Source organism: Clostridium sp. RTP31139st1_H3_RTP31139_211217 (assembly GCF_040227035.1).
Taxonomy (GTDB): domain Bacteria; phylum Bacillota; class Clostridia; order Clostridiales; family Clostridiaceae; genus Clostridium; species Clostridium saudiense.
In genome coordinates this window covers 1-1,181 of the sequence record NZ_JBCOAB010000114.1, presented here as the reverse complement: position 1 = coordinate 1,181, position 1,181 = coordinate 1, and the positions used below count along the sequence as shown (strand labels likewise).

At 26.8% G+C, this 1,181-nt stretch carries 3 protein-coding genes; all 3 read left to right on the top strand.

Annotated elements, in window-relative coordinates; genetic code table 11:
- On the top strand, window positions 1–410 hold a 410-nt coding region (locus tag ABUA17_RS18790; RefSeq protein ID WP_349818156.1), incomplete at its 5' end, for a hypothetical protein.
- A gap of 147 nt (window positions 411–557) precedes the next feature.
- Window positions 558–791 (top strand): hypothetical protein, encoded by a 234-nt coding sequence (locus ABUA17_RS18785; RefSeq protein WP_154821067.1) that lies wholly within the window; start codon window positions 558–560, stop codon window positions 789–791.
- 149 nt (window positions 792–940) lie between these two features.
- Window positions 941–1,093 carry a hypothetical protein gene (locus tag ABUA17_RS18780; RefSeq protein ID WP_156327415.1) on the top strand — a complete coding sequence of 51 codons (153 nt, stop codon included), beginning with the start codon at window positions 941–943 and terminating at the stop codon, window positions 1,091–1,093.
- The last annotated feature ends 88 nt before the right edge of the window (window positions 1,094–1,181 follow it).

Below are 1,181 nucleotides of genomic sequence, written 5' to 3'. Positions count from 1 at the left end.
CAAGAGAGATATTGTTTATATCCAGTAAAAAAAGAATGGTGCAGCATAGAAGAGCAGTTAAGAATAATTTGAAATTAGGAGGAATAGAAATGAAAAAATTTAACATAGAAGAGATGGAAAATTATGAGGTTAATGAAATTAAAGATGATTTAGTTATGCTTGAAAGTCAGTTTGAAGGTAGTGGATATGGCAATGTCTTAGCTAAAGCCTTCCACTACATTAACTACCTAGAAGAAAAGCTTGTTAATATAGCTAATAATGAGGAAAGAGCTATAAAGATACTAATAGAAAATGGATATGTAGTCAAAAAGCTTACAGTAGGTCAATTAAAAGATGCTAAAGAATGTGAAGAATGTGGATTTGAAGGAGATTGTTCTTTTTGTAGATGTAGCATTTGTGTAGTTCAGTAAGGAACAATTTGAAATTATTGCGAACTAATTAGGAAAGTTTGTTCTTTGAAAATTGAATAGCACGGTATTCACAAAACATGTTATAATTAACTCATAATTGTATTGAAATACGAATTTTATATGAGATATCATGAATAAGGAGGTACTATGAAAAAAGGGGTTGTAGGATATTTAGCTGTTATAATAAGTGGAATATTATTATCGTTAGAATTATATGGTTTAAATTTTGCTAAGTATATAGACATGGCTATAAATGGAAGCTGTTACACTAATGCTATGGATTATATCCATGAAATACCATTCTTATTATCATTTTTAGTAACAATCTCACTAATCATATTTGGGTTTATTTTGATAGTTAAATCTAAAAAAGAGCAGTAAGAGTGATAAGTAATATTTAATCTATTATGAAGATAAAATTAAATATTAAGTTGATTAAAATACCGTACTATTCAAATAGAATATACGGTATTTTTTAGTGCGCAATTCAAAAAAAGTGAAATTATTATGAAGTAAATGGAGGAGAAAAGATGAAGTTGAGATTGAAATTAACATTAGATATTGATGTACCAGTTAATTGGGATAAAGATGAGTTTTTAGAACATGTAATAACCGAACTAGAAGAAGAATACGAAGATTATTTTATTGAATATGATTCATATTTCATTGAGGACAACCAATAAAAGCAATGAATAATTCAAAAATATTGGAGGAAAAATGAAAGTTAAAACTTTATTAAATAAATTAAGATTAAAGGAACATCAAACTATA